22 protein-coding genes are annotated in these 24,782 nt (G+C 35.3%); 10 read left to right on the top strand and 12 right to left on the bottom strand.

From position 1 onward, the window contains the following. Window positions 1-91: 91 nt before the first annotated feature. From pnp to ACKPCA_RS12670, 5 genes are all read left to right on the top strand, one after another. Window positions 92-2,236: a polyribonucleotide nucleotidyltransferase gene (gene pnp / locus ACKPCA_RS12690; RefSeq protein WP_321279426.1), complete on the top strand. Its 2,145-nt coding sequence runs from the start codon at window positions 92-94 to the stop codon at window positions 2,234-2,236. 95 nt (window positions 2,237-2,331) lie between these two features. Next, the gene (locus ACKPCA_RS12685; RefSeq protein ID WP_321279425.1) at window positions 2,332-2,820 is read left to right on the top strand and encodes a hypothetical protein; all 489 of its coding nucleotides are present in this window, start codon (window positions 2,332-2,334) and stop codon (window positions 2,818-2,820) included. A 155-nt stretch (window positions 2,821-2,975) separates the two neighbouring features. Beyond that, complete coding sequence (locus ACKPCA_RS12680) at window positions 2,976-3,611, top strand: deoxynucleoside kinase (RefSeq protein ID WP_321279424.1); 636 nt, start codon at window positions 2,976-2,978, stop codon at window positions 3,609-3,611. 115 nt (window positions 3,612-3,726) lie between these two features. Continuing rightward, entirely contained in the window at window positions 3,727-5,451 is a 1,725-nt protein-coding gene (locus ACKPCA_RS12675) for a tetratricopeptide repeat protein (RefSeq protein WP_054722913.1), read from the top strand. Window positions 5,452-5,579: 128 nt separating this feature from the next. After that, window positions 5,580-6,371 (top strand): hypothetical protein, encoded by a 792-nt coding sequence (locus ACKPCA_RS12670; RefSeq protein ID WP_321279422.1) that lies wholly within the window; start codon window positions 5,580-5,582, stop codon window positions 6,369-6,371. Window position 6,372: 1 nt separating this feature from the next. On the opposite strand, the gene ACKPCA_RS12665 is transcribed toward ACKPCA_RS12670, so the two are convergent. The 3 genes from ACKPCA_RS12665 to ggt form a co-directional block, all read right to left on the bottom strand. Next, the gene (locus tag ACKPCA_RS12665) at window positions 6,373-6,909 is read right to left on the bottom strand and encodes an RNA methyltransferase (RefSeq protein WP_321279421.1); all 537 of its coding nucleotides are present in this window, start codon (window positions 6,907-6,909) and stop codon (window positions 6,373-6,375) included. A gap of 87 nt (window positions 6,910-6,996) precedes the next feature. Then, a complete protein-coding gene (locus ACKPCA_RS12660; RefSeq protein ID WP_321279420.1) occupies window positions 6,997-8,286 on the bottom strand; it encodes an arginine deiminase in 1,290 nt (429 codons plus the stop codon). 214 nt (window positions 8,287-8,500) lie between these two features. Beyond that, the gene (gene ggt, locus ACKPCA_RS12655) at window positions 8,501-10,189 is read right to left on the bottom strand and encodes a gamma-glutamyltransferase (RefSeq protein WP_321279419.1); all 1,689 of its coding nucleotides are present in this window, start codon (window positions 10,187-10,189) and stop codon (window positions 8,501-8,503) included. 51 nt (window positions 10,190-10,240) lie between these two features. On the opposite strand from ggt, the gene ACKPCA_RS12650 reads away from it, so the two are divergent. After that, entirely contained in the window at window positions 10,241-10,921 is a 681-nt protein-coding gene (locus ACKPCA_RS12650) for a DUF4294 domain-containing protein (protein ID WP_321279417.1), read from the top strand. Window positions 10,922-11,234: 313 nt separating this feature from the next. On the opposite strand, the gene ACKPCA_RS12645 is transcribed toward ACKPCA_RS12650, so the two are convergent. Together ACKPCA_RS12645 and elbB are read right to left on the bottom strand one after the other, a co-directional pair. Then, entirely contained in the window at window positions 11,235-11,783 is a 549-nt protein-coding gene (locus ACKPCA_RS12645) for a hypothetical protein (RefSeq protein ID WP_321279415.1), read from the bottom strand. 80 nt (window positions 11,784-11,863) lie between these two features. Next, window positions 11,864-12,517 carry an isoprenoid biosynthesis glyoxalase ElbB gene (elbB, locus tag ACKPCA_RS12640; protein ID WP_321279414.1) on the bottom strand — a complete coding sequence of 218 codons (654 nt, stop codon included), beginning with the start codon at window positions 12,515-12,517 and terminating at the stop codon, window positions 11,864-11,866. Between the two features lie 86 nt (window positions 12,518-12,603). On the opposite strand from elbB, the gene thpR reads away from it, so the two are divergent. From thpR to gcvP, 3 genes are all read left to right on the top strand, one after another. Beyond that, on the top strand, window positions 12,604-13,182 hold the full coding sequence (gene thpR, locus ACKPCA_RS12635) for an RNA 2',3'-cyclic phosphodiesterase (RefSeq protein ID WP_054720753.1): 579 nt from the start codon (window positions 12,604-12,606) through the stop codon (window positions 13,180-13,182). A 68-nt stretch (window positions 13,183-13,250) separates the two neighbouring features. Continuing rightward, window positions 13,251-13,898, top strand: a complete 648-nt coding sequence (locus tag ACKPCA_RS12630) for an MBL fold metallo-hydrolase (protein WP_054720755.1) — start codon at window positions 13,251-13,253, stop codon at window positions 13,896-13,898. A gap of 299 nt (window positions 13,899-14,197) precedes the next feature. Then, a complete protein-coding gene (gene gcvP, locus ACKPCA_RS12625; protein WP_321279413.1) occupies window positions 14,198-17,089 on the top strand; it encodes an aminomethyl-transferring glycine dehydrogenase in 2,892 nt (963 codons plus the stop codon). A 386-nt stretch (window positions 17,090-17,475) separates the two neighbouring features. On the opposite strand, the gene ACKPCA_RS12620 is transcribed toward gcvP, so the two are convergent. From ACKPCA_RS12620 to ACKPCA_RS12590, 7 genes are all read right to left on the bottom strand, one after another. Next, a complete protein-coding gene (locus tag ACKPCA_RS12620) occupies window positions 17,476-18,447 on the bottom strand; it encodes a D-alanine--D-alanine ligase (RefSeq protein ID WP_054720758.1) in 972 nt (323 codons plus the stop codon). A gap of 20 nt (window positions 18,448-18,467) precedes the next feature. Beyond that, window positions 18,468-19,523, bottom strand: a complete 1,056-nt coding sequence (locus ACKPCA_RS12615) for an RluA family pseudouridine synthase (RefSeq protein WP_321279411.1) — start codon at window positions 19,521-19,523, stop codon at window positions 18,468-18,470. A gap of 15 nt (window positions 19,524-19,538) precedes the next feature. After that, window positions 19,539-20,366 carry a PASTA domain-containing protein gene (locus tag ACKPCA_RS12610; RefSeq protein ID WP_321279410.1) on the bottom strand — a complete coding sequence of 276 codons (828 nt, stop codon included), beginning with the start codon at window positions 20,364-20,366 and terminating at the stop codon, window positions 19,539-19,541. A 288-nt stretch (window positions 20,367-20,654) separates the two neighbouring features. Beyond that, complete coding sequence (gene rpmH, locus ACKPCA_RS12605) at window positions 20,655-20,813, bottom strand: 50S ribosomal protein L34 (RefSeq protein WP_054720765.1); 159 nt, start codon at window positions 20,811-20,813, stop codon at window positions 20,655-20,657. 103 nt (window positions 20,814-20,916) lie between these two features. Beyond that, window positions 20,917-21,537, bottom strand: a complete 621-nt coding sequence (gene rsmG / locus ACKPCA_RS12600; protein ID WP_321279407.1) for a 16S rRNA (guanine(527)-N(7))-methyltransferase RsmG — start codon at window positions 21,535-21,537, stop codon at window positions 20,917-20,919. Between the two features lie 65 nt (window positions 21,538-21,602). Next, a complete protein-coding gene (locus tag ACKPCA_RS12595; protein WP_054720767.1) occupies window positions 21,603-22,217 on the bottom strand; it encodes an RNA polymerase sigma factor in 615 nt (204 codons plus the stop codon). Further along, entirely contained in the window at window positions 22,217-23,341 is a 1,125-nt protein-coding gene (locus ACKPCA_RS12590) for a glycosyltransferase (RefSeq protein WP_321279406.1), read from the bottom strand. The genes ACKPCA_RS12595 and ACKPCA_RS12590 overlap by 1 nt, the downstream gene beginning before the upstream one ends. Window positions 23,342-23,547: 206 nt before the next feature. Between ACKPCA_RS12590 and tgt the strand changes: the two genes are divergently transcribed. Then, a complete protein-coding gene (tgt, locus tag ACKPCA_RS12585; RefSeq protein ID WP_321279404.1) occupies window positions 23,548-24,678 on the top strand; it encodes a tRNA guanosine(34) transglycosylase Tgt in 1,131 nt (376 codons plus the stop codon). Window positions 24,679-24,782: the final 104 nt, after the last annotated feature.

Raw genomic sequence — 24,782 nt, 5'->3', positions numbered from 1 at the left:
TAAAGCAATCCCGAGTAATCGGGATTGCTTTTTATATATTGGCGACACCTTGTTGCTTATCCAATAAGAAGTTTGAAATAAACTACAAAAGATGAAAGTGATCGAAAAAATAATTGAATTAGGTGATGGAAGGTCCATCACAATTGAAACAGGGAAATTAGCAAAGCAAGCTGATGGATCTGTAGTAGTAAAAATGGGTAAGACCATGTTGTTGGCAACAGTTGTATCCGCTAAGGACGCAAAACCTGATGTTGACTTTATGCCTTTGTCTGTTGATTACAAAGAAAAATTTAGTGCATTGGGTCGTTTCCCAGGAGGTTTCATGAAACGTGAAGGAAGACCTTCTGATTACGAAATTTTAGTATCCCGCCTTGTGGACCGTGCTTTACGTCCATTATTTCCTGAAGATTATCACGCAGAAACATTCGTATCTATCAACTTGATTTCTGCTGATACCGAAACTATGCCTGATGCATTAGCTGGTTTGGCTGCATCTGCTGCGTTAGCAGTTTCTGATATTCCATTCATGGAGCCAATTTCAGAAGTGCGTGTTGCAAGAGTTGATGGTGAATTCAAAATTAACCCAACTCGTACAGAATTAAAAGCTGCAGATCTTGATATGATCGTTGCTGCTACTATGGAAAATATTATGATGGTTGAAGGTGAGATGGATGAAGTTTCAGAAGCAGAAATGCTTGAAGCTATCAAAGTAGCTCATGATGCCATTAAAATTCAGTGCCAGGCTCAGATTGAATTGACTGAGATGGTTGGTAAAACTGAAAAGAGAGAATATTGTCACGAAGAAAACGACGAAGAATTACGTCAGTTAATTATTGACAAAACTTACGATAAGGTACTTGAAGTTGCACGTCGTAAGAATGCAAATAAGCACCAACGTGCTGAAGATTTTGCAGCAGTTAAAGAAGAATTTGTTGCTGAGTACTCTGAAGGAAAAGAGGAATCTGAAATTAATATGTCTTTAATTGGCCGTTACTACCACGACGTGGAGAAAGATGCGGTAAGAAATATGGTGTTGGAAGATAGATTGCGTTTGGATGGTCGTAAGACTGAGGAGATTCGCCCAATCTGGTCAGAAATTGATTATCTTCCAGGAGCACATGGATCTGCGGTATTTACCCGTGGAGAAACACAGTCATTAACATCGGTAACATTGGGAACAAAACTTGATGAGAAGATTGTTGATGATGTATTGTATCAAGGAAAAGAGAAGTTTGTTCTTCACTATAATTTCCCTCCATTCTCAACTGGTGATGCTCGTGCTTCACGTGGTATTAGCCGTCGTGAGGTTGGACATGGAAACTTGGCATATCGTGCGTTGAAAGGTATGATTCCTGCTGATTCTCCATATGCTATCCGTGTTGTATCTGATATTTTAGAATCAAATGGTTCTTCATCTATGGCAACAGTTTGTGCTGGAACTTTGGCTTTGATGGATGCTGGTATCCAAATTAAAAAGCCAGTAACAGGTATTGCAATGGGATTGATCTCAACTGCAGGTGCTGAAAAATATGCTGTTCTTTCGGATATACTTGGTGATGAAGATCACTTGGGAGATATGGACTTTAAAGTAACTGGTACCAGAGATGGTATTACAGCTACTCAAATGGATATTAAAGTTGATGGTCTTCCATATGAAGTATTGGCACAAGCTCTTGAGCAAGCTCGTCTAGGTCGTCTTCATATTTTAGATAAGATTAGTGAAACTATTGAGGTACCAAGAGAAGACTTGAAGCCTCACGCTCCACGCATCGTTTCTATGGATATTCCAAAAGATATGATTGGTGCTGTTATCGGTCCTGGTGGAAAAATCATTCAGGAAATTCAAGAAGTAACAGGTGCTGTTATTGTAATTGAAGAAATAGACGGTAAAGGAGTAGTTGATATTTCTGCTGACAACAAAGAATCAATTGATGCTGCAGTTGCAAGAATTAAAGGCATTGTTGCAGTTCCTGAAGTAGGTGAGATTTACAAAGGAAAAGTAAAATCAATTGTAACTTTTGGTGCATTTGTTGAAATTCTTCCAGGTAAGGATGGATTACTTCATATTTCTGAAATTGAACACAGAAGACTACAAACTGTAGATGAAGTGTTAAAAGAAGGTCAGGAAGTAGAAGTGAAGTTGATTGATATCGACGCAAAATCAGGTAAACTTAAGCTTTCAAGAAAAGTATTATTACCAAAGCCTGAAAGAAAGAAAAAAGAAGAAAATAAATAATCGAGATATTTTTATTCTTAATCCCGGGAAATTATTCCCGGGATTTTTTTTTGTATATCCTTTGCCTATTTTAGCGAAGTAAATAAAAGGAAAAGATGGAAAACAATTGGGTAGATCAGATATCTAAAAAAGTAGATCAACAAGCAAATGATTTTATATCGATAAAAGATTTTCGATTTTATCAGATTGAGAAATTGAAACGTATTGCCAAACTTTTGGATAGTCAAACTTCTTGTTTGGATTGTAAATATGCAAAAGCAGAGTTGGAAAATATCATTGATGACTTGGATCGGATGATTAACAAGTCAGGCGTGAACAGAAGTGAATACGAAAAGCGTGTTGAAAAACTGTTAAAGCATCTGAAAAATCAACACGGAGTTTATCAAATTCATCATTTTACTTATACCTATTCAGCCATATTTGCTTTGGTTGGAGTCATTTTTGGCTTGCTGTTATCTTATGGAATGTTTTACAGTTTTAATCCAACCATATTTTTCCTATGCGCTGGCGTTGGGATGATTGTGGGTAACATTTTGGGTAATAGAAAGGATAGAGAATGTAAACGAAACGGAAAGCAATTGTAAGTTTTTTGTAACTTACTCAAAAATAACAGACTATAAAATAAAGGAGTTGATCTTGATATTTTTTATCAAAATTGGCTCTTTCTTTTTTTAAAAAAGCCTGATATTTGCCCTTCATTTTCTATTTTTATGACTCCAAAAACGCAAATACATTTTTAATGGATTATAATTTTATTGTAATTGAAGGTAATATTGGTGCCGGAAAAACGACTCTTTCACATAAAATATCAGAGGAGCGCAATGCTAAACTGATATTAGAGCAGTTTGCTGAAAATCCATTTTTACCAAAATTTTATAAAGATCCTGAGAAATACTCCTTTCCATTGGAAATGTCGTTCTTGGCCGATAGATACAATCAGCTAAAGAAAGAATTAAGCGAGCGTGATTTGTTTAAATCTTTTACCATTTCGGATTACTATTTCATGAAATCCTTGATATTCTCTAAGCAGACTCTTCAGGATGATGAGTATACATTGTATCGTCAATTTTTTCATATCATTTATAACTCCTTGCCTAAGCCCGATTTGTATGTTTATTTGCACTCTAATGTTGAGAAGCTCTTATCGAATATCAAAAAGCGAGGAAGAGAGTATGAACAAGAGATTACCGCTGAATATCTTTTAAAGATACAGGATAGTTATTTTGAGTTCTTTAAACAACAACAAGATCTTAAATTTTTGGTGATTGATACCAATGATATAGACTTTGTTAACCAACAAAGTGATTATGAGAAAATTACTGAGGCAATTTTCGAAACTCAATGTAAACCAGGCTTAAATAGGATAATTCTCTGAAAGCCCTGAAAAATCAAATAAAAAGACTGAATAAATTTAATTTGCATAAAATTTTCTTAAATTTGTTTTTGAACTAGAATATAATTTTAAAAGTTAAAATAATTAAGTAGTTGTTATGAAAAGATCAAAGGTTATTTCCTTAGCTTCTTTGGCTTTAGCAGGATTGGTACTTACAAGCTGTGCTGGCCTTAATAAGATGAAGAAAGAAGCAAGCGATATCAAGTATCAGGTGACTCCTGAAGTTTTAGAAGCACATGCTGATATGGTTGATGTAAAAGTTGTTGTTAACATTCCTGGCGGATATTTTAATAAAAAAGCCGTTCTTGTTGCAACACCTGTTCTTAAGTTCGAAGGTGGTGAAAAAGCTTTCCCATCAAAAACTTTACAAGGCGAGAAAGTTCAAGGAAACAATACTGTAGTTCCTTTTGAAACTGGAAAAACTATTACCTACACTGGTAAAGTTCCTTACGAGCAAGCAATGAGAATTTCTGATTTAGAAGTTAGAATGACTGCTAGCAAAGGTGAGCAATCAGTAGAATTCGATCCTTACAAAATTGCTGATGGTGTTGTTGCTACTGCTACTTTGGTACAAAATAACCCAATGAATATCGTTGGTAAAGATGCTTTCCAAAGAATTATTCCAGAAACTCAAGAGGCAGATCTTCATTACCTAATCAACAGCTCTCAAGTTCGTTGGTCAGAAATGAAAGCTGAAGATGTTAAGGCTCTTAAAGCTTACTTAGATGTAGTTAAAGCTGACGAGAAGAAAGAATACAAAGGTGTTGAAGTTTCTGCATATGCATCTCCAGATGGTAAGCAAGATTGGAACGAAAAATTAGCAGGTAAGCGTGAAGTTTCTTCTTCTAAATACATCAAGAAAGAAATGAAGAAAGCTAAAATGGCTGAGTATGCAGCTGATGATTTCTTCAAATCTAAAGTTACTCCAGAAGACTGGGAAGGTTTCCAAAAATTAATGAAAGCTTCTAACATTCAAGATAAAGAATTGATTCTACGCGTTCTTTCTATGTACTCAGATCCTGAAGTACGTGAAAAAGAAATCAGAAACATTTCTGCTGCTTTCGACGATGTTAAGAAAGAAGTACTTCCTAAATTAAGAAGAGCTAAATTCACTGTTAACGTTGACCTTATTGGTAAAACTGACGCTGAACTGAAAGATCTTGGTTTGAATAACCCATCTGAACTAAACGTTGAAGAATTATTATATTCTGCTACTTTAGTTGAGTCTGCTAACGATAAATTGAAAATTTACGAATCAGCTAAGAAACAATTCTCTAAAGACTGGAGAGGTTATAACGATGCTGGTATGGTATTATTTGGTATGGGTAAAGTAGCTGACGCTAAATCTAACTTCGAAAAAGCTGACAAGATTTCTGCTAACAACCCAGTTGTTAAAAACAACTTAGGTGCTGTTGAGTTAGTAAACGGTAATGTTGCTGAAGCTGAAGTTCTTTTTGGTGCTGCAACTGGTGCTGGTAAAGAAGTTAACTATAACCAAGGTATTGTTGCTATCATGAAAGCTGATTACGATACTGCAGTGAAGCACTTCGGTGACTGTCCTTCAGTAAACGCTGCTTTAGCTAACATTTTAGCTGGTAAAAACAATGTAGCTCTTGAAAAATTAAACGCTAACACTAGCGATGCTGCAATGGTATATTACCTAAAAGCTGTTGTAGGTGCGAGAACTGATAACAATAACTTAGTTTTCACTAACCTTGAAACTGCAGTAGCTAAAGATGCTTCTTTAAAATCAGTAGCTAAGTCTGATATGGAATTTGCTAAAGTATTTGAAGATGCTAAATTCAAAGCTATCGTTGAGTAATTAAGAATTACAAGATATATGAAAAGCGATCCTTTTTAGGATCGCTTTTTTATTATATATACCTAAAATATTTATTCTATTTTTTTATCTTAGACGATTCTTATTTAGGACTTAAACAAGGATAAAAGATGGAGATTACAATTCCTCAAAAGCTTGCAAATAACTTTCAGGGCGTAGTGTTTTTTACCGATTTATATCATCGAACAAAAAAATGCTACGGTGAAGAAATTGTATTTAATTTTGAGGAAACCAAGGTCATTGAATCTAACTTGTTCTCTGTTTTGGGTTGTTTGATTTCTAGTTTGGAGAAGAAAAAAAACAAGCCGCGCTTCATTGGTATTCAGGAGCCAATTGCCAACTTATTTAATACAAAAAAATTGGTTAATGGTGCTGCCAAGAAAAATTTATGGAAGCATTTAATCAAATGCCAGAATTTTACAAGTTCTGACGAAGAGGCGTTGTCGGAGTATTTGGAGACCAAAATCTTTCCTGAAAGACCAGATATTAGCTTAAATCAACATTTGAAAATGGCAATACAGCTTTGTGTTGCCGAGGTCTTCAGAAATGCCTTTGTTCATAGTAACTGCCGCGAGGTTTTTATATCGCATTATTTCTCGGTATACAACAAAAAGTTATTTGTTAGCATTGTCAACAAAGGAAAATCATTTGTAGATATATCTTCTATCAATCATCCGATAGCAGCCGTGGAATGGGCTGTGAAAAATGGTACTACAACATTTAAGGGTGATCACAAGGGAATTGGTTTGTTTACCATCAGACAATTTGTACAACAAAATCAAGGTAAGATTCAGATCTTGTCTGGAACTGCAGTTTGGAAACAAGTAAAACAACGAACCTTCTCAAAACAGTATGAGAAGGCTTTTCCGGGAACGATTATTACTTTAGAATTTAATATTTAGGCTATTTCTGATAGTTCATTTTCGAGAACAAATCCCAAAGAACAATTCCACAACTTACCGAAATATTAAAGGAGTGTTTGGTTCCGAATTGAGGAATTTCAATACATCCGTCTGAGGCATCAACAATTTTTTGTTGTACTCCTTTCACTTCATTTCCGAAAATTAATGCATATTTTTTACTAGCATCGATCTCGAAATTTTCAAGAGATATGCTATTCTCGGCTTGTTCTACCGAGTAAACATCAAATCCATTTTCCTTTAATTTTGCAACAGCATCTTCGGTGTTCTTAAAATATTCCCACTGTACCGAATCTTCAGCTCCCAATGCAGTTTTGTGCAATTCTCTGTGTGGAGGAGTTGCTGTAATGCCACATAAATAAACAGCTTCGATTAAAAGTGCATCCGAAGTACGAAATACAGAACCAATATTATTCAGGCTTCTCACATTATCCAATACAATGATAATTGGGGTTTTATCTGATGCTTTAAATTCTTCTATGCTTTTGCGATCTAATTCGCTATTCTTTAATTTTCTCATTTTATTGTTCTGTATTCTTTATTGCGGAACAAAAATAAAAAAAGGAATCCGAATGGGATTCCTTTATATGGTATTTTGTGTAATTTCTTACCAATTAACTGGTTTACGACGAACCGGCATAGTCATGCATCGTGCACCACCACCACCACGAGGCAGTTCAGAACCTTCAATTGTAATTACATATTTTTCGTAGTCAGAAAGTTCAACTTTATGGCGAATGATATCTTTCGCACGAAGAATTTCAAATCCATTCTTGTTCATCGCTTCCATTGTATGGATATTTCGACCATAACCAACAACTTTACCAGGACCTACAGCAAAGAAGTTTGCACCACTGTGCCATTGCTCTCTTTCCTGGTTCCAAGGATCATCATTTCCACCACAGAAAACCGGTTTAAGATCCATACCTAATTTTTTCAATGCTTCAAGAAGATTGTTTTCTCTTCTAATATCTAGTACTTTTCCATTTTGGATGGTAATGTGTACAGTTTGATACTTGTTAGGACGCATGATTAATGGCTCGTAAACCATACATTTATCAACATCTAGCAGTGTAAATACCATGTCAAGGTGAATGAATGATTCTGGTTGACTTGGTAATTCCTGTACCAAAATGTGACGTTGTTTTTCTTCTTTTTGCGATAATAACTGAGCAAGAATAAAATCAATACCTTGTGTTGTAGTTCTTGTCCCATTCCCAATCACTAAGATATCATCACGAGCAATTAGAACGTCGCCACCTTCAATCATACAATTCGGATCCACTGATGGATTATCGATTGGATTTACAGTTTTTGTATTAAAACCCGGAGTATAATCAAAAATTGATTGCATGATTAGTGATTCACGATCGCGAACACCATTAGCCATTTTACCAATCAGAACTTCGTTCAATACCGACATTGAAGCATCGCGTGTAAAGAAGAAGTTGTGAAGCGGACGCATTGCAAAACGCTCCTTGCTCAAAAATTTGGTAAGGTTATCGCGCTTTAGTGGTACCCCTTCAATTAAAAGAGTAGCCAATTCGTTTGCATCCTGATCCAACAAATAATCTTTAATACAATAGGTATTGCCTTTAATACCTACCTGAGGCTCCATTAGGCAAATTTTATCAATAACAGCTTCTTTTGCTTTGTCGTTCTTCAGAACATTAGCCAAAAGATCTTTAACCTGGTAAGTTTGTGCAATTTCTCCTAAAACACTGCTTAGTTGCTTGTATTCTTCTCTTGCAACAGCAAGGTTCAATATATCGCTGTAAAGTGCTCTTTCGGCATTTTCAGGAGTCATATTTTCGACTTCTGCACCCGGAGTATGAAGGATTACTCCTTCTAATTCACCAATCTCCGATCTAACATTTAATTCTACATACTTAGTCATGCCCGATCTGTTATGTCTTTTTTTAACTTGTTTGTTGTACTATATTGTGATTTGCAAAAGAAGTAAAAATTAAGTGCATCCCAAAAAATAGTCTTAAGTAAATTTCATGTTTTTTAAAATCTCCCCAAATACCTATTAATCTTTACAAATAGGAGGTTTGTGTATGTTTAATTAAAAACGACACTTATGTAAATAATATGTAGTTAAGCAAGTTTTAGTAACCAGCAGCCTGACCATCTTTTCTAGACTCGGAAGCTCCGTAATATACTCCATTTTTTTCATCAAACATTATTGCCTGATATCCACCAAATCCACCAATGCTGTATTTTATACTATGTCCTTTTTGCATTAGCTCTCGTATGTTTTGGTATGGAATGCCTGATTCAAGATTTACCCAACCACCATCTTTCATTTTTGTGCCGGTAGGTTGTGATGAACCTTCGTGACGGATTCGTGGTGCGTCTCCTGCTTCTTGCAGATTCATTCCAAAATCAATTAGGTTAACTACGATTTGAGCATGCCCCTGTGGTTGCATGGCACCGCCCATCAAACCAAAACTGATATATGGTTTTTCGTCTTTTGTAATAAAGGCAGGAATGATGGTGTGAAATGGTCTTTTACCAGGAGCATAAATATTGGCATGTCCTGCATCCAGACTAAAAAGTTCTCCTCGGTCCTGAAGAACAAATCCAAGTTTATCAGGTGTCATTCCTGATCCCATTCCTCGATAATTACTTTGAATTAAAGATACCATATTGCCTTCTTTATCGGCAACGGTAAGATAAATGGTATTGCCTTGTTCCAATTCTCCTGCAGGATATTCTCTTGCAGCCTTATTCGGATCGATTAATGCTTTACGCTCCTCTGCATATTCATTAGAAATTAATTCCTTTATCGGAATGTTTGAAAAATCAGGATCGGTATAATATTTGGCGCGATCTTCGAAAGCCAATTTTTTTGCTTCAATAAAAGTGTGTAGGTAATCAGTTGATCCGAATCCCATACCAGCAATATCGTAATACTTTAAGATATTGAGAATTTGAAGCGCAGCAGTTCCTTGTCCGTTAGGAGGCAATTCCCAAATCGAATATCCTCTGTAGTTTATTGAAATAGGATCTACCCATTCTGATTGGTGTGAAGCCAAATCTTCGTAAGAAAGAAACCCACCTTGCTTTTTGATGTATTCGGCAATGGTTTTGGCGATGTCACCTTTGTAAAAAGCATCTCGTCCGCCATTTGCTATTATTTCGTAGGTATTTGCCAAGTATGGATTTCTAAATACCTCTCCCTTTTGGGGCATTTTACCATTTGACATATAGGTTTCTGCAAAGCCAGGATATTTTTTCAATCTTTGAGCTGAAAGATTCATGTAATAAGCTATGAGTTCGCTTACCGGAAAACCATCTCGAGCATATCGAATGGCTGGTTGAAGAATCTCTTTCATGTCCATCTTTCCAAATTTCTCGTGAATGGTAAACCAGCCATCTACACATCCGGGAACTGAAACAGGGAGTGGGCCATAGGCAGGAATCTTTCCATTGGTGTTTTGCTGTAAATATTCGAGTGTAAGTGATTTTGGTGACCGCCCACTTCCATTCAATCCGTAAAGTTTTTTAGTTTTTGCATCCCAAAGAATTACGAAAATATCACCACCAATTCCACATCCCGTTGGTTCCATTAAACCCAAAGTTGCATTGGCAGCTATGGCAGCATCAACCGCATTTCCACCTGATTTAAGTATGTCGAGTGCAACTTGTGTGGCCAATGGTTGACTGGTACAGGCCATTCCATTTTGGGCAATTACTTCTGAGCGTGTTGCGAAATTGAATCCTGTTATTCGATCTTGAGCATTAGTATTTATTGAAAAAATCAGTAATAGAAATAAGGGGATAATTTTTTTCATGATGGTATGTTTTGGTAATTTCTTTAAAGATAGAAAGATTAACTTTGAATTGTGAAGCGATTAGTTGGATTGGGCATATTAATAATGGGTAGTATTTTGATTTTGTTGGGTACAGAATCAAATGCTAAAACTTGTGCTGAAGCTAGAACCAATCTTGTATTGGATACTGTGGTTTTTGCAGATACCAATTTGCATGTAAACCTTGACGAAATCAATGTTAAGAGATACAAGAAACGAAAAAGAAAACACTATCGCAGTACCCGTAAGTATTGGCGTACGGTTCGCAACGTAAGAATCGTGTATCCTTATGCTGAGGAAGCTAATAATACCATTCTTCGTTTGAATGAACAATTGAAAAATATTCATAGTAAAAAGGAACGCAGAAAATTAATCCGGAAAGAATACAAAGGCTTGATGAAAGAGTACAAAAAGCCTTTAATGAAACTGAAGATTTCGCAGGGAAGGCTATTAATGAAGCTGATTGACCGAGAATCCGGAAATAGTAGTTATTATCATTTAAAGGAGTTAAAAGGATCGGTAACAGCCGTGTTTTGGCAATCTATTGCCGCAATGTTTGGTACTTCTTTAAAGGCAAAGTACGATCCTTTAGGAAATGATTGGATGGTAGAAGAAATTTTAGATCGAATTAAAAATAGGGAGTTGCCACCACCTTATCCATTGCCTTCCAAAAGGAAGTTTCCAAGTGCAAAAGAAATGGTTCCGAACACATAGGTATCCTTTCCGCGTATAAAGGTAGTGCTTCCGCACACTAAAAAAATTGTTCCGCACGCCTAGGTACCCTTTCCGCACATATGGGAAGTGCTTCCGCACGCAAGGAAATCTGTTCCGCACGGCAAGGTGATTCTTCCGCACGCCGGGAAATTTATTCCGCACAGTGCGGAAATACCTGCAGTGAGTTCTGAACTATCAACTTAACGTGAGCAGTTGGAATTAGGTTGTTCGGAGTTGTTTAGTTTTGTTGCGGACTTCCTGTTCTTTGATTCGGAAATCCTTTTTATACGTTCGCAATGCTTACTTCCTGAAATTATTTGAACAGTTTTTCAATTCTATCATCGAATAGCTGCGATTTTTCAATATACTCTTTAAATTTTTCAGGATTGGTATCAAGATGTGCTTTTACGATCTTAAAATTATCGTCTCGTTCTTGTTCAATACTCATTCTGTACTGGTTCATTAGCTTTTCGGTTACAGATTCCCAAGCAAAGTATCTGTATAAGCCAAACTTGAAAATAAAACTCAGTAGCAGCGAAATCAATAAAAGGGTCCAATTTTGAAAGGGAAATTCCAATACCAAGAATATCATTACTATAAAAACAGGAATTACCGATGAAACACAGAAAATACCAATCATTAAATTGTTATAATACTCAGAAAATCGAGCAATTTTCTTCTTGGTAGAGCTGTAAAATCCAAACCAGTGAACAAACAGATTAAGCGCCAGAGAGTATAAAATAACAGCTACTTCAGGAGCAGAATTTAAGCTGAAAAATATCCCTACAAACACTAAAATGTTGGAAATAATAAAAGGGTAAATATGGTTTTCTCCAGGATCTTTGGTGTTTCTATTCTTCATTGTTTCAATAATAAAGAAAGTACGCATTTGTAAATTATGCGTACTTCCATTTTAATATTCTGAGGTTTTAGTGCGATTTATTACAGAGCCATTATTGTTTTCACAACATTTTCAGCTCCTTCACCAATTTGAGCAATGGTAGCATCAAGCATATAACAAGGAGTGGTTACAATTTTATTTTCTTTATCGAAAACAATTTCACCATGGCTTGTATTTATATGAGTTGCCCCTAAAGATGTAATGGCCTCTGCAGTTCCCGCATCGTGACCGATGGTAACTTCAACTTTACCAAGTATTTTTGCAATTAGGGCAGGAGCGATACACAATGCACCAATTGGTTTTCCAGCCTCATACATGGCTTTCAATGCAGTCTCAACGTCTGTATTTACATCACAATCAGGACCTTTAAAAGCGAATGTGCATAGGTTTTTTGCAACGCCAAATCCGCCAGGGAAAAGAATTGCATCGTAATTGTTGGCATCGAACTCCTTTAAATCTTTAATATTTCCTCTTGCAATTCGAGCAGCTTCAACCAATACATTTCGTTTTTCAGCCATTTCCTCTCCTGTAATGTGGTTGATAACATGATATTGATCGATATTAGGAGCAAAAATTTCGTATTCGCCGCCATTTTTCGAAATGGCATATAATGCTAAAGTAGCTTCGTGAATTTCAGATCCATCGTAAACGCCTGAACCAGCTAATACAACAGCAAATTTTTTCTTTGAGTTCATGTTGATATGATTTAAATATTTAGATGCAGATTATTTTGTATAATTTGTGGACTCGAAACTACAAATTGTTAAGCTCATAGATTCAAGTGGAAACCAAACGCATTTTCATAGCAATAAAGATAAATAATACCGATCAAATTTGCGCGATTTTTCGACAAGTTCAGTTGGATTTAAAGGATGAATGGATAAAGTGGGTAAACTTGAAAGGTTTACACATTACTCTGGGCTTTATCGGGGCAACTGATGTAAGAAAAATTGGTTTAATTGTAAATCGCCTAAAAAGCAGTGCCAGCAAATTTTCTCCATTTCGATTGCAACTAAAATCTGTGGGTGCATTCCCATCATTAAGCAAAGCTCGTGTTTTGTGGATTGGTGTAGATTCTGATGATTTAATTTATGAATTAAGGAAGGATATTTTAAAGCAATTGGAATATATTGTTGAAATTTCGGATACCAGATTTTCACCGCATCTAACTATTGGCAGAATAAAACATGGCGTTAAAAATCCTGATGAAGTAAAAAGAGTCTTAGAATCTCATGAAAGTTGGGAAGGTGAAGAATTACTGATATCAAACTTTGTTTTGATGGAAAGTAAGCTTACCAAACATGGACCAATTTATGAAGTAATGGATCACTTCGAGTTAAGTGGATCTGCTTCTCATTAGATTTTCATCACTACATATTTCTAGTTCGTTGAAATAAATGTAAATTTGGGCTACTAAAAATAACAAATATGATTACGATAGAAACATTGGTGTTTAATCACTGGCAAGAAAATACTTATATATTACACGATGAAACAGGAGAAGCAGTTTTGATTGACTGCGGAGTGTTTTTCGAAGAAGAAGGAAAAAAATTAATCGATTTTGTAGAAAAAAAGGGGTTAAAATTGGTAAAACAAATAAATACTCACCTGCATATCGATCACGTTTTGGGTAACCAGTTTGTGAAGGACACATTTAATTTGCTTACCTGTGCTCATAAAGATGATGAATTTTTGTTGGCAGAGGCTCCTAATTATGCAGTGCGTTTAGGGCTTGAGAATGTAGTTGAACCACCTGCAATGGGCGAGGAGATTAAAGAAGGGGATGTAATCAAATTTGGAAATTCTGAATTAAAAGTATTGCATGTACCAGGCCATTCACCAGGGCATGTTGTGTTTTACAACGAAGAGCAAAAATTTGTAATTGCCGGTGATGTTTTATTCCGCGAAAGCATTGGTAGAACTGATCTTCCTTATGGTAATTACGAACAATTAATCGGGGGAATTAAAGAAAAACTATTGGTTCTTCCTGATGATGTAGAGGTTTATCCTGGCCATGGTCCTTCAACAACAATTGGTCACGAGCGCAACAACAATGTGTTTCTGAAAGGATTATAATTTTTATTTCCAAGATATAAAGTCTCTTCATTTTGAAGGGACTTTTTATTTTTTAATGATTATTGGTAGACTAAACAAAATTATTAACATGTTCGGGATTAAAAACTTGGACAAAAGTATGACAAAAGTCACCTTGGTATTAATCTAAAAAACAAAAAGTTAAGTTGATTGTTCAGCTTGCAAAGGAATGTTAAAAAACAGCGATTTAAAAGCTTATTTTACTAGTTGAAAATTTAAATCTTTTGCTACTTTTACAATCAAATTTATTTATAAACAACAACAACTAAACAAACAACAATATGGCAAGCGAAAAGTTTGTTTCTCGTCACATTGGTCCTCGCAACGGCGATATTAAGACCATGTTGGAAACTGTAGGTGCTCCATCATTGGATGCATTGATCGAAGAAACTATCCCTTCGGATATTAGATTGGGGAAAGATCTGGATTTACCAGAAGCTTTATCGGAGTATGAATATTTCTCGAAGATTAAAGGAATTGCTGCTAAGAATAAACTGTTCAGAACTTTCATTGGACAAGGTTACTACGATACAATTACACCTGCTGTAATTCAAAGAAATATCTTAGAAAATCCAGGTTGGTATACACCTTATACTCCATATCAGGCAGAAGTTTCACAAGGTAGATTGGAAGCTCTTTTGAACTTCCAGACCATGGTGTTGGATTTAACCAAAATGGAATTGGCTAACTGTTCTCTTTTGGACGAAGCTACTGCGGTTGGTGAGACGATGTACATGATGATGGGACTTCGTTCTCGCGCTAAGAAAAAAGCTGGAGCCAATAAAGTTTTTGTAGATCAAAATATCTATGCACAAACTCTTGATGTATTAAACACACGCGCAAATCCTCTTGGAATTGAGCTAATTGTTGGTGATTATAAAACATTTGAGTTTGATGAAACTATTTTTGGTGCTATCGTTCAGTATCCTGCTGCAAGTGGTAGTATCGAAGATTATGCTGATTTTGTAGAAAAAGCTCATGCTGCTGAGGCTTTGGTTTCGGTAGCTGCAGATTTAATGAGTTTGGTATTGTTAACACCTCCAGGTGAATGGGGAGCTGATATCGTTGTTGGTACAACTCAACGCTTCGGTGTTCCAATGGGATATGGTGGACCTCATGCTGCTTATTTAGCATGTCGCGAAGCATACAAACGTAATGTTCCAGGACGTATTATTGGAGTTACCAAAGATGCTCAGGGAAATCATGCAGTTCGTATGGCATTACAAACTCGTGAGCAACACATTAAACGTGAAAAAGCGACTTCTAACATTTGTACTGCTCAAGCATTGTTGGCAACTATGGCTGGTTTCTATGGAGCTTACCATGGAGCTGAAGGGTTAACCAGAATTGCCAAACACATCCATGCAGGTGCAGGTGAATTATCTGAAGGATTAAAAGCATTAGGATATCAACAAACAATTGAAAACTTTTTTGATACAATTGAAATTGTGCTTCCTGAAGGAGTTGCAATGGAAGACATCAGAAATGCAGCTTTAGAGGCTGAAATGAACTTCCGTTACATTGATGAAAAAACAGTTGGTATCTCTTCTGATGAAAAAATCAGCAAAGCAGAGATCAATACCATTTTAAATATTTTTGCTAAAGCTGCTGGTAAAGAAGTTGAAGCAAAAGAAGTAGAAGAGAAAGTTTACTTTGATGGTAAATTCTCAAGAACAAGTGATTTCTTGACTCTTGATGTTTTCAACCGCTATCGTTCAGAAACTGCAATGATGCGTTACATGAAAAATCTTGAGAAGAAAGATATCGGATTGAATACTTCTATGATTTCATTGGGATCTTGTACAATGAAATTGAACTCTGCGGTTTCTATGTTTCCATTAAGTTGGCCAGAATTTGGAGGAATCCATCCATTTGTGCCAATGAATCAGGTAGAAGGTTATACAGAAATGATTTCTGAACTTGAAAAATGGTTGTCAGAAATTACAGGTTTTGCAGGATGTACTTTACAGCCTAACTCAGGTGCTGCTGGTGAGTATACCGGTTTGATGGTTATTCGTGAATACCATATCTCTCGTGGTGAAGGACACAGAAATATTGTTTTGATTCCATCTTCAGCTCACGGTACTAACCCAGCTTCGGTAACGGTAGCAGGTATGAACGTTGTAATTGTTGATTGTGACGAAAATGGTAACGTGAAGTTCGATGACCTGAAAGCGAAAGCAGAAAAGCATGCTGAAAACTTGTGTGCTTACATGATTACATATCCATCTACTCACGGTGTATTCGAAACCGGAATTAAGAAGATGATGGATCTAATTCATGAGAATGGTGGTCAGGTGTACATGGATGGTGCAAACATGAATGCTCAGGTTGGTTTAACTAACCCAGGATTGATTGGGGCTGATGTTTGTCACTTGAACTTACACAAAACTTTCTCAATTCCTCACGGTGGTGGAGGCCCTGGAGTTGGTCCAATTGGTGTTGCTGAACACTTGGTACAATTCTTACCTTCTCACAAATGTGTGAAAACTGGTGGTGAAAATGCAATTACAGCGGTAGCGGCTGCTCCATTTGGTTCTGCAAGTGTATTGCCAATTACTTACGGTTATATTGCAATGTTGGGTACTGAAGGTTTAACCGAAGCTACTAAAATGGCAATTTTAAATGCCAACTATTTGGCTTCTTCATTCGAAAAATTAGGATTTAAAATTCTATATAAAGGTGAAAACGGACGTGTTGGTCACGAAATGATTTTCGATTGTCGTGAGTTCAACAAATCAGTAGGAATAACCGATACTGATATCGCTAAGCGATTGATGGATTATGGATTCCACGCTCCAACTTTGTCGTTCCCAGTACACGGTACATTAATGGTTGAGCCAACTGAAAGTGAGCCATTGGAAGAATTAGATCGTTTCATCGAAGCATTGGCTAAGATCAATGAAGAGATGAAAGAAATTGAAGATGGTGTTGCTGATACTGTTGACAATGTATTGAAAAATGCTCCTCACACTCACAAAGTACTAACTGCAGATGAGTGGAATCACACATACAGCCGTCAGAAGGCAGTATATCCATTAAAGTGGGTTGCTGATAACAAATTCTGGCCAACTGTTGGTCGTGTGGATGATGCTTTCGGTGATCGTAATTTAATGTGCACATGTGCACCTTTGGAAGTATACAATGAAGAGTACATTGATCAGACTAATTAGTCAATAAGATAATTTGATATATAAATCCGGTGAGTTTCTCATCGGATTTTTTTGTTTTGAAAAGGGCAAAAAGAAACAAGGAGGCTGCCCCTGCCTCCTTGTAATGTTCTATTACTAACCCTAAAATTTAACTATGAAATAATGAATTGAAAAATAATCCATTAAAATCTATATCCTATTACGTACAAGTTTGTAAAAAGTTCGTGATATTATAATAGTTTTAGCTTAGTTTTCAGGTAGTTATTTTCATAAGAAAGGAAAGAATCCTTAAAAATAAGGCCTTGCGTACGCACAAAAAAAATGAAAAAAAATTGTATTTTTTTTCATTTTTCTGTGAATATATAAAACTTTCCAAATCAGTAGTTTAAGCTATTTTAAAATGCTTATTAGAATTCATTTTCGATAACTAAAGTTAAGATATCTTTTAATTCTCGATTCATTGCAGCAACCTGTTTAGGGATAAAACTATTGGCAGTCATACCTGGAACAGTATTGGCTTCCAGGATAAAAATTTCATCTCCTTTGATCATATAATCTACACGAACAATACCTTTACATTTTAGTGCATCGTATACTTGGGAAGAAATATTTTGAATTCTTTCAGACAATTCTTCAGAAATTCTTGCTGGTGTGATTTCCTCAGCCATATTTGGATCATATTTGGCTTCGAAATCGAAGAATTCTTTTTTCGGCAATACTTCGGTAACAGGAAATACTAAATTCTCTTTTCTGGTTTTTACCAAACCACAAGTGAATTCTAATCCATCAATGAACTCTTCTATAATAACTTCTTTCCCTTCCTTAAATGCTTTTTCAATGGCTTCATTTAAGTCCTCAACTTGTTTTACCTTCGAGATTCCAAAGCTTGAACCATCAGCATTTGGCTTAACAAAGCAAGGCATTCCCAATTTTGCATGAATCTCTTCGATAGAATATTCTTCATCTTTCTTCAGAAGAACCGATTTTGCAAAATTAAAACCTAGGCTTTTTAAATATGAATTGCAGGCATGTTTGTTAAAGCTTAAAGCACTGCTTAAAACATCACAAGTTGAGTGTGGAATTCTTAATAACTGTAAATATCCCTGAAGAATTCCATTTTCACCAGGAGTACCATGAATTGCAATGTATGCAAAATCGAATTTTATTTTGATTCCATCCTTGGTAAAACTAAAATCATTTTTATCGATCGGGTAGGATTCATTTTCAATTTTTACATTCCAATCTAATTCTTTTAATTCAATTAAGTATGGATTGTAAAGATCCTTATCAAGGGTATTGAAAATATGATCGGCCGTTTGAAGTGAAATTACAATCTCGGCTGAATCTCCTCCTGCTATTACAGCAATGTTTCTTTTCATGGGTTGTGTATAGTACTTTGTTATTCTTCTCTATTAGCTGTATAATCTCTCCATTTTTGTATTACATTGCTCATATCTTCAGGAATCTCCGAATTGAAAGAAATGTATTCTCCAGTTGCTGGATGATTGAAACCTAAAGTTTTAGCATGTAGTGCTTGTCTTGGACAAATTTTAAAACAATTTTGAACGAACTGCTTGTATTTGGTAAAGGTAGTTCCTTTTAAGATTTGATCTCCACCATAATCGGCATCATTAAAAAGAGGATGGCCAATATGTTTAAAGTGAGCTCTAATTTGGTGGGTTCTTCCTGTTTCCAAAATACACTCAACTAGGTTTACATAGCCTAATCTTTCTAGTACTCGGTAGTGAGTTACCGCATGCTTTCCATATTCTCCATCAGGAAAAACATCCATGACCTTTCGGTTTTTTAAATTTCTTCCTATGTGACCGGTAATAGTTCCTTCGTCGTTTTCCAAATTTCCCCAAACCAATGCACGATACTTTCTGTCACTGGTTTTATTGAAAAATTGTAGCGCAAGTTTTGTTTTGGCTTCTTCGGTTTTAGCAATTACCAATATACCCGATGTATCCTTATCAATACGGTGTACCAAACCAGGTCTTGGATCCTTTGAATTAAAAAGTGGTAAATCCTTCAGGTGATATGCAAGTGCATTTACCAGAGTTCCTGAATAATGTCCGTAAGATGGATGAACCACCATGCCTGGATTTTTATTAACAATCAGGAAGGTGTCATCTTCGTAAACAATATTCAGAGGAATATCCTCCGGAATAATTTCAATTTCTCTTGGAGGATAGCTTAAGACAATGGTAATAACATCATTGGGTTTTACCTTGTAGTTACGCTTTACTGGTTTGTCGTTAACATTGATACAACCAGCATCAGCAGCTTCCTGAATTTTATTTCTTGAAGCATTCTGCATTCGGTCGACCAAATATTTGTCAATTCTAAGCATGCCTTGCCCAGGATCAACTTCGAAACGAAAATGTTCGAATACTTCTTGATTATTATCAAATTCCTCTTCCGAGTTGAAATTATCTTTTGGTTCTTGTGTCATTACTTTTGCTGTGTTTTAATAAAGCAATTTGCCTAATCTTTGTTGAAGCAGGGAATCTGCTTGTTGAAGCTTAAGAGTATCTTTTGTCAGCCAAAGATCAATATTGTTTCCTGGGCGAATTTTTAGGTTTTCGTTATAATCCGGATATTGCTTGAATACTTTTGCTTGTATGGAATCAATATGATTTTTAATTGATTCATCGAATTGTACTTTGCCAACATTTAAATTTGACATGATTATTTTCTCTTTTGCTTGAGTATTATTTTTTCCCATTAAATTGGGAGCTAAAACTCCGAAAGTATTACCTCTTCCTAACACCAAATCAATGGTTGCACCTTTATCTATCATGCTTCCAGCCCCAATTGAATCGCCTTTGTGTTTAGGGTAAAGTACCAAATTGAAAAATTGACTTTTTGCATATTCCAATCGTCCAATTTTAAAACCATTTGTAATAAGAAGCTCGTAAGCCTGACGGAATGAGTTGTCTACCAAATTTGGAAAACGTACTTGTTCTGGCTTGTGTGCATTAATGGTTAAAAACAGACTTCGATTACGTTTTACAATGGATCCAGCTATAGGTCTTTGATCTAAAACAGTTCCCGGTTCATATTTAGGATTGTAAATAGAATCATAGACAGTAAATCGCAGATTTTCTTCATCTATTGTTTTAGCAGCATTTTCAAGGCTGGTTCCAAACAAATCAGGAACGGTTAATTTTTCGCCATGATGTGTATACCATCTTAATCCCGAAAGGGTAATCCATACAATAGCAATTGTAATTAATAAAGCGATACCTAACTGAATTAAAAAGAATTTGCTTTTAAAAAAATTAGTTGATTTCATTCGAGTCTGTTTTTCTTTTGGGTTGGCTATTGTCATTACTAGTCAATAGTTCATAAACGACAAAAAATACTTATTATTTCCGTGTTTTTGCGTTTTACAAAAATAACAGAGATTTTTAGATTTAGGAAATGAGCTACTGCAAATGCAGCTTAATTCTTACAAAAAAAGGCAAAAAAAAAGAGCTCCTTTGGAACTCATTCAATTTTAGAAAGCTAGAAACCTTAAAATACAAAAAAGTAAAGAATTTTAATTCTTTACTTTCTGTATATCGGTTACTTAATTGTAAAATTAAGCTTTGTGTCTGCGCTCGCTTGAAACAGATAATTTTTTTCTGCCTTTAGCTCTTCTACGAGATAATACAGCTCTTCCGCTTACAGAAGACATTCTCTCTCTGAAACCGTGCTTATTTCTTCTCTTTCTATTTGATGGTTGAAATGTTCTTTTCATCGCGAAAAATTTTTATCGAATAAAGTTATTATATGCGTTGATTTTGGACTGCAAAAATAAGTTTTTTTTTAATCTAACAAAAGGATGATGCAAAATATTTTTCCTAAAGCTCAAGATGTACAACTTTTTTAGTCTCAAAGAACTCTTCTTCGAAGAACTTGGTACAGTCGAAAAGCTGCACTTTATCACCGTATCCAGCTATTTCTTCCAGAAAATCGCCACCCTTAATGTAAAGAATACCATTGGCCAAACTATTTTTATCTTTTGGTGAAGAATTTTTGCGAACCATATTTACAAATTTTGGAAATGCTGTAACGGCTCTACTTACAATAAAGTCGAATTTATCTTTTACTTGCTGAACTCTAGTGTGCTCTGCTTTTACATTTTTTAATTTTAAGGCAGCAGCCACCTCGTTTACTACTTTTATTTTTTTTCCAATGGAATCTACCATGTAGAAATCACATTCAGGAAAAAGAATCGCCAAAGGAATTCCAGGGAAACCTCCACCGCATCCAACATCCATAATTTTTGTGCCAGGTTCAAACTTTATTACCTTGGCAATCGATAATGAATGCAAAACATGATGCAGGTATAAAGAATCAATGTCTTTACGCGAAATTACATTGATTTGACTGTTCCAATGAGTATACAGATCTTTAAGTTGAGCAAAACGATTTTTTTGTTCCTCAGTTAAAACTGTAAAATATTTTTCGATGATTTCCATGCCAATTTTATTTTAGGTTGGCAAAGATAGAACTAATTCGCATTCATCGTTTTCCAACAAAAAAATTATTTCTTTTTCTTCTCGATTTTTACTTCAGAATCCTTAAGGTTGTTGAAAAGCAATTCACGAGCTCTAAACAATTGAGCTTTAACTGTACCAATTGGCAATTTTAGTTCTTGAGCAATTTCTTCGTATGAAAACTCTTCAAAATAACGAAGTTCAATTAGTCGGCGATAACGTTCTTTTAATTTGCCAACCTCATTTCGCATGATTTTTGCTTTCTGTTTTTTAACAAACTCTTGCTCAGGATTAAGACCGCTTGATTCAAGTGTAATGGTTCTTTCGTTTTCAGCATCGTCTTTTCCATCTATCGATATAGTATTTCCTCTCTTTTTTCTAAGAAAATCAATACAATTGTTTGATGCAATTTTGAATAGCCATGTGCTGAAAGCATATTTGGGAGAGTATTGTCTAATATTACGGAAAGCTTTACCGAAAGCCTCAAAGGTTAAATCTTCAGCATCGTTCTTGTTATTAACCATTTTTAATAACATGAAAAATATGGCGTCCTTATATCTTTTAAAAAGCTCTTCGTATGCTTTCTGATCGCCATTAACTGAAGCTTGTACCAGCCTGTAGTCGTATTGAGCTTTTTCTGAGAGGTTCGGATTTATTTCCATTATGATCGTTTACTGTATATTTGACTTTGGATATAAAATAGCAATTTATACAGAGGTCTTAATAAGACATATACATACGAAGATAAAAATAAATTCTCTTCTCTCAAATGCCTTGCAGAAATTTTAAAACAGTATCCTTTTATAAAAAATCTGGCAATACATATGCTTAGTATTGCAAAATATAGTTGTGTTTTTACCAAAGCTAGAATAAGAAGAACTGCGAATAGAAATTGTGCGATGGGTTCCAAATCCAGTAATAGTTTTCTTTTGAGTGGAATGTATTTTCGGCTCCTGAAATAATGCTTGTTGATGGTTTTCCAGGTATTGTAGTAGTTTTTAGTATCAATAGTGATCTTGCTATCGGGATTTGTGGAGAAAGTGTACTTTGATTTTTTAGCTAAATCAAGGGATAAAATATGATCGTAACCAGCTTCGAAATGTGCATTTCCAGCATATCCTTTATTCTCCAGAAAATCAGATTTTAAAAAGCTCATATTAAAAGAGTTGCCTGCATAAAGTTTATTTGCATTTGTAAATGAAGCTAACTTTATGGTATGCTTGATGATATCATATCTAAGGAAATTATAGAAGAATCCTTTTTGAGATTCGAAATTACTATAAGCATTGTATAGTTTTCCTTGGGCATTTGCAACTGTATTTTGCAACCATGTTTTGCTGTAAGTAAAACTGTTTGGATTAAGGTGTATAATTTGGTCGAATTTTGCTGCTTTTACACCAATTGTTATTGCAAGTTTTTTATTGTGTTTGAACTTCTCGTCGATTGGAATTTTGGTTGATTTAAGGTGTTGATAGATATTTTTCAACCTGATTAATACATCTTCGGTATCATCAACGCTTCCGTTATCAACTACAATTATTTCATATTCCGGATAGTCTTGTGTTAATAATCCTGTAAGGTTCTTTTCTAAATATTGTGCTTGATTTTGTGCACATATAATTATTGAAACAGGAATGGTTTCGGAATGAATGTAGGTTTTCTCTTTTGATTTGAATTTTCTGAGATAAAAGATTGAATAGATTAAATCTATAAAAAATGTAAGAACTAATCCGATAATTAACAGCCATTGAATTGGTGTTAGAGTGTGATAAAAATATGTTTCCAAGTTTAATTTTTTTTGTGCAGTCCAAATTTAAGCGAATCTATGATAAACAGTGCTTATAAAAGCAATTTTTATCCAAAAAACTGTTTCTTGGGTTGTTGATTTGGGTCTGTACCTACTACTTTATTCAGGAATAAGATTTATTAGTATCTTTGCTGCCGATTTTGCAAAAACCGATTCTAGGATTTTGCAGTTTTAAAATAGTCAATATGGATTTTAAATTACACAAAACCGATCCAAAGTCTTCTGCAAGAACAGGAGAGTTAACAACAGATCATGGAAAAATACAAACTCCGATATTTATGCCTGTGGGAACACTTGGCTCGGTAAAAGGAGTACATCAGCGTGAGCTTCGTGAAGATATCAACGCAGAAATTATTTTAGGAAATACCTATCACTTGTATTTACGTCCAGGTTTGGATATCCTTGAAAAAGCAGGAGGATTACACAAGTTTAATGGATGGGAAAGACCAATATTGACTGATAGTGGAGGATTTCAGGTATTCTCTTTGGCTGATAATAGAAAATTGACTGAGGAAGGAGCTATGTTCCGTTCGCATATCGATGGATCGAAACATTTCTTTACCCCGGAAAATGTGATGGATATTCAAAGAACTATTGGTGCTGATATTATTATGGCATTTGATGAATGTCCTCCTGGCACGTCAACATATGAGTATGCCAAAAACTCCTTGGAACTTACCCAACGTTGGTTAGAGAGATGTGTAAAGCGTTTTGATGAAACCGACCCGAAGTATGGTTATTCACAAACCTTATTTCCTATTGTACAAGGTTGTGTTTACGATGATTTAAGAATAAAAGCAGCAGAACATGCAGCTTCACTTGATCGCGAAGGATATGCAATTGGAGGTTTGGCTGTAGGTGAACCTGTAGAGGAAATGTATTCCATGATTGAAGTGGTGAATAATGTTCTGCCAGAAGATAAACCTCGATACTTAATGGGAGTTGGAACTCCAGTAAATATCTTGGAAGCCATTTCTCGTGGAGTAGATATGTTTGATTGTGTGATGCCAACCAGAAATGGAAGAAATGGTATGATCTTTACAAGCGAAGGTATCATCAATATAAAAAACAAGAAATGGGCTGATGATTTTTCTCCAATCGATCCAAATGGAACTTCTTTTGTTGATTCAGCTTATTCAAAAGCATATGTGCGCCATTTGGTACACTCTGGCGAGTTGTTAGGATCTCAAATTTGTAGCATCCATAACTTGGCATTTTATTTATGGTTGGTTCGTGAAGCAAGAGAGCAAATTAATGCTGGAACTTTTGCAGCATGGAAAGATATCATGGTTAAAAAGTTAGCTACGCGTTTATAATTGTTAAAAAATCTTACAATAAGTAAGCGGCAATTGATATTTAAAGAATAAGTTATACTTTTAATTCGGTAAATTAAATTCGGATTTTCCGAAGGTGTCAGAAA

This window comes from Marinifilum fragile, from assembly GCF_963677365.1.
Taxonomy (GTDB): Bacteria; Bacteroidota; Bacteroidia; order Bacteroidales; family Marinifilaceae; genus Marinifilum; species Marinifilum fragile.
Note: the sequence above shows the minus strand (reverse complement) of the source record. Positions and strands in the feature narration are given on the sequence as shown.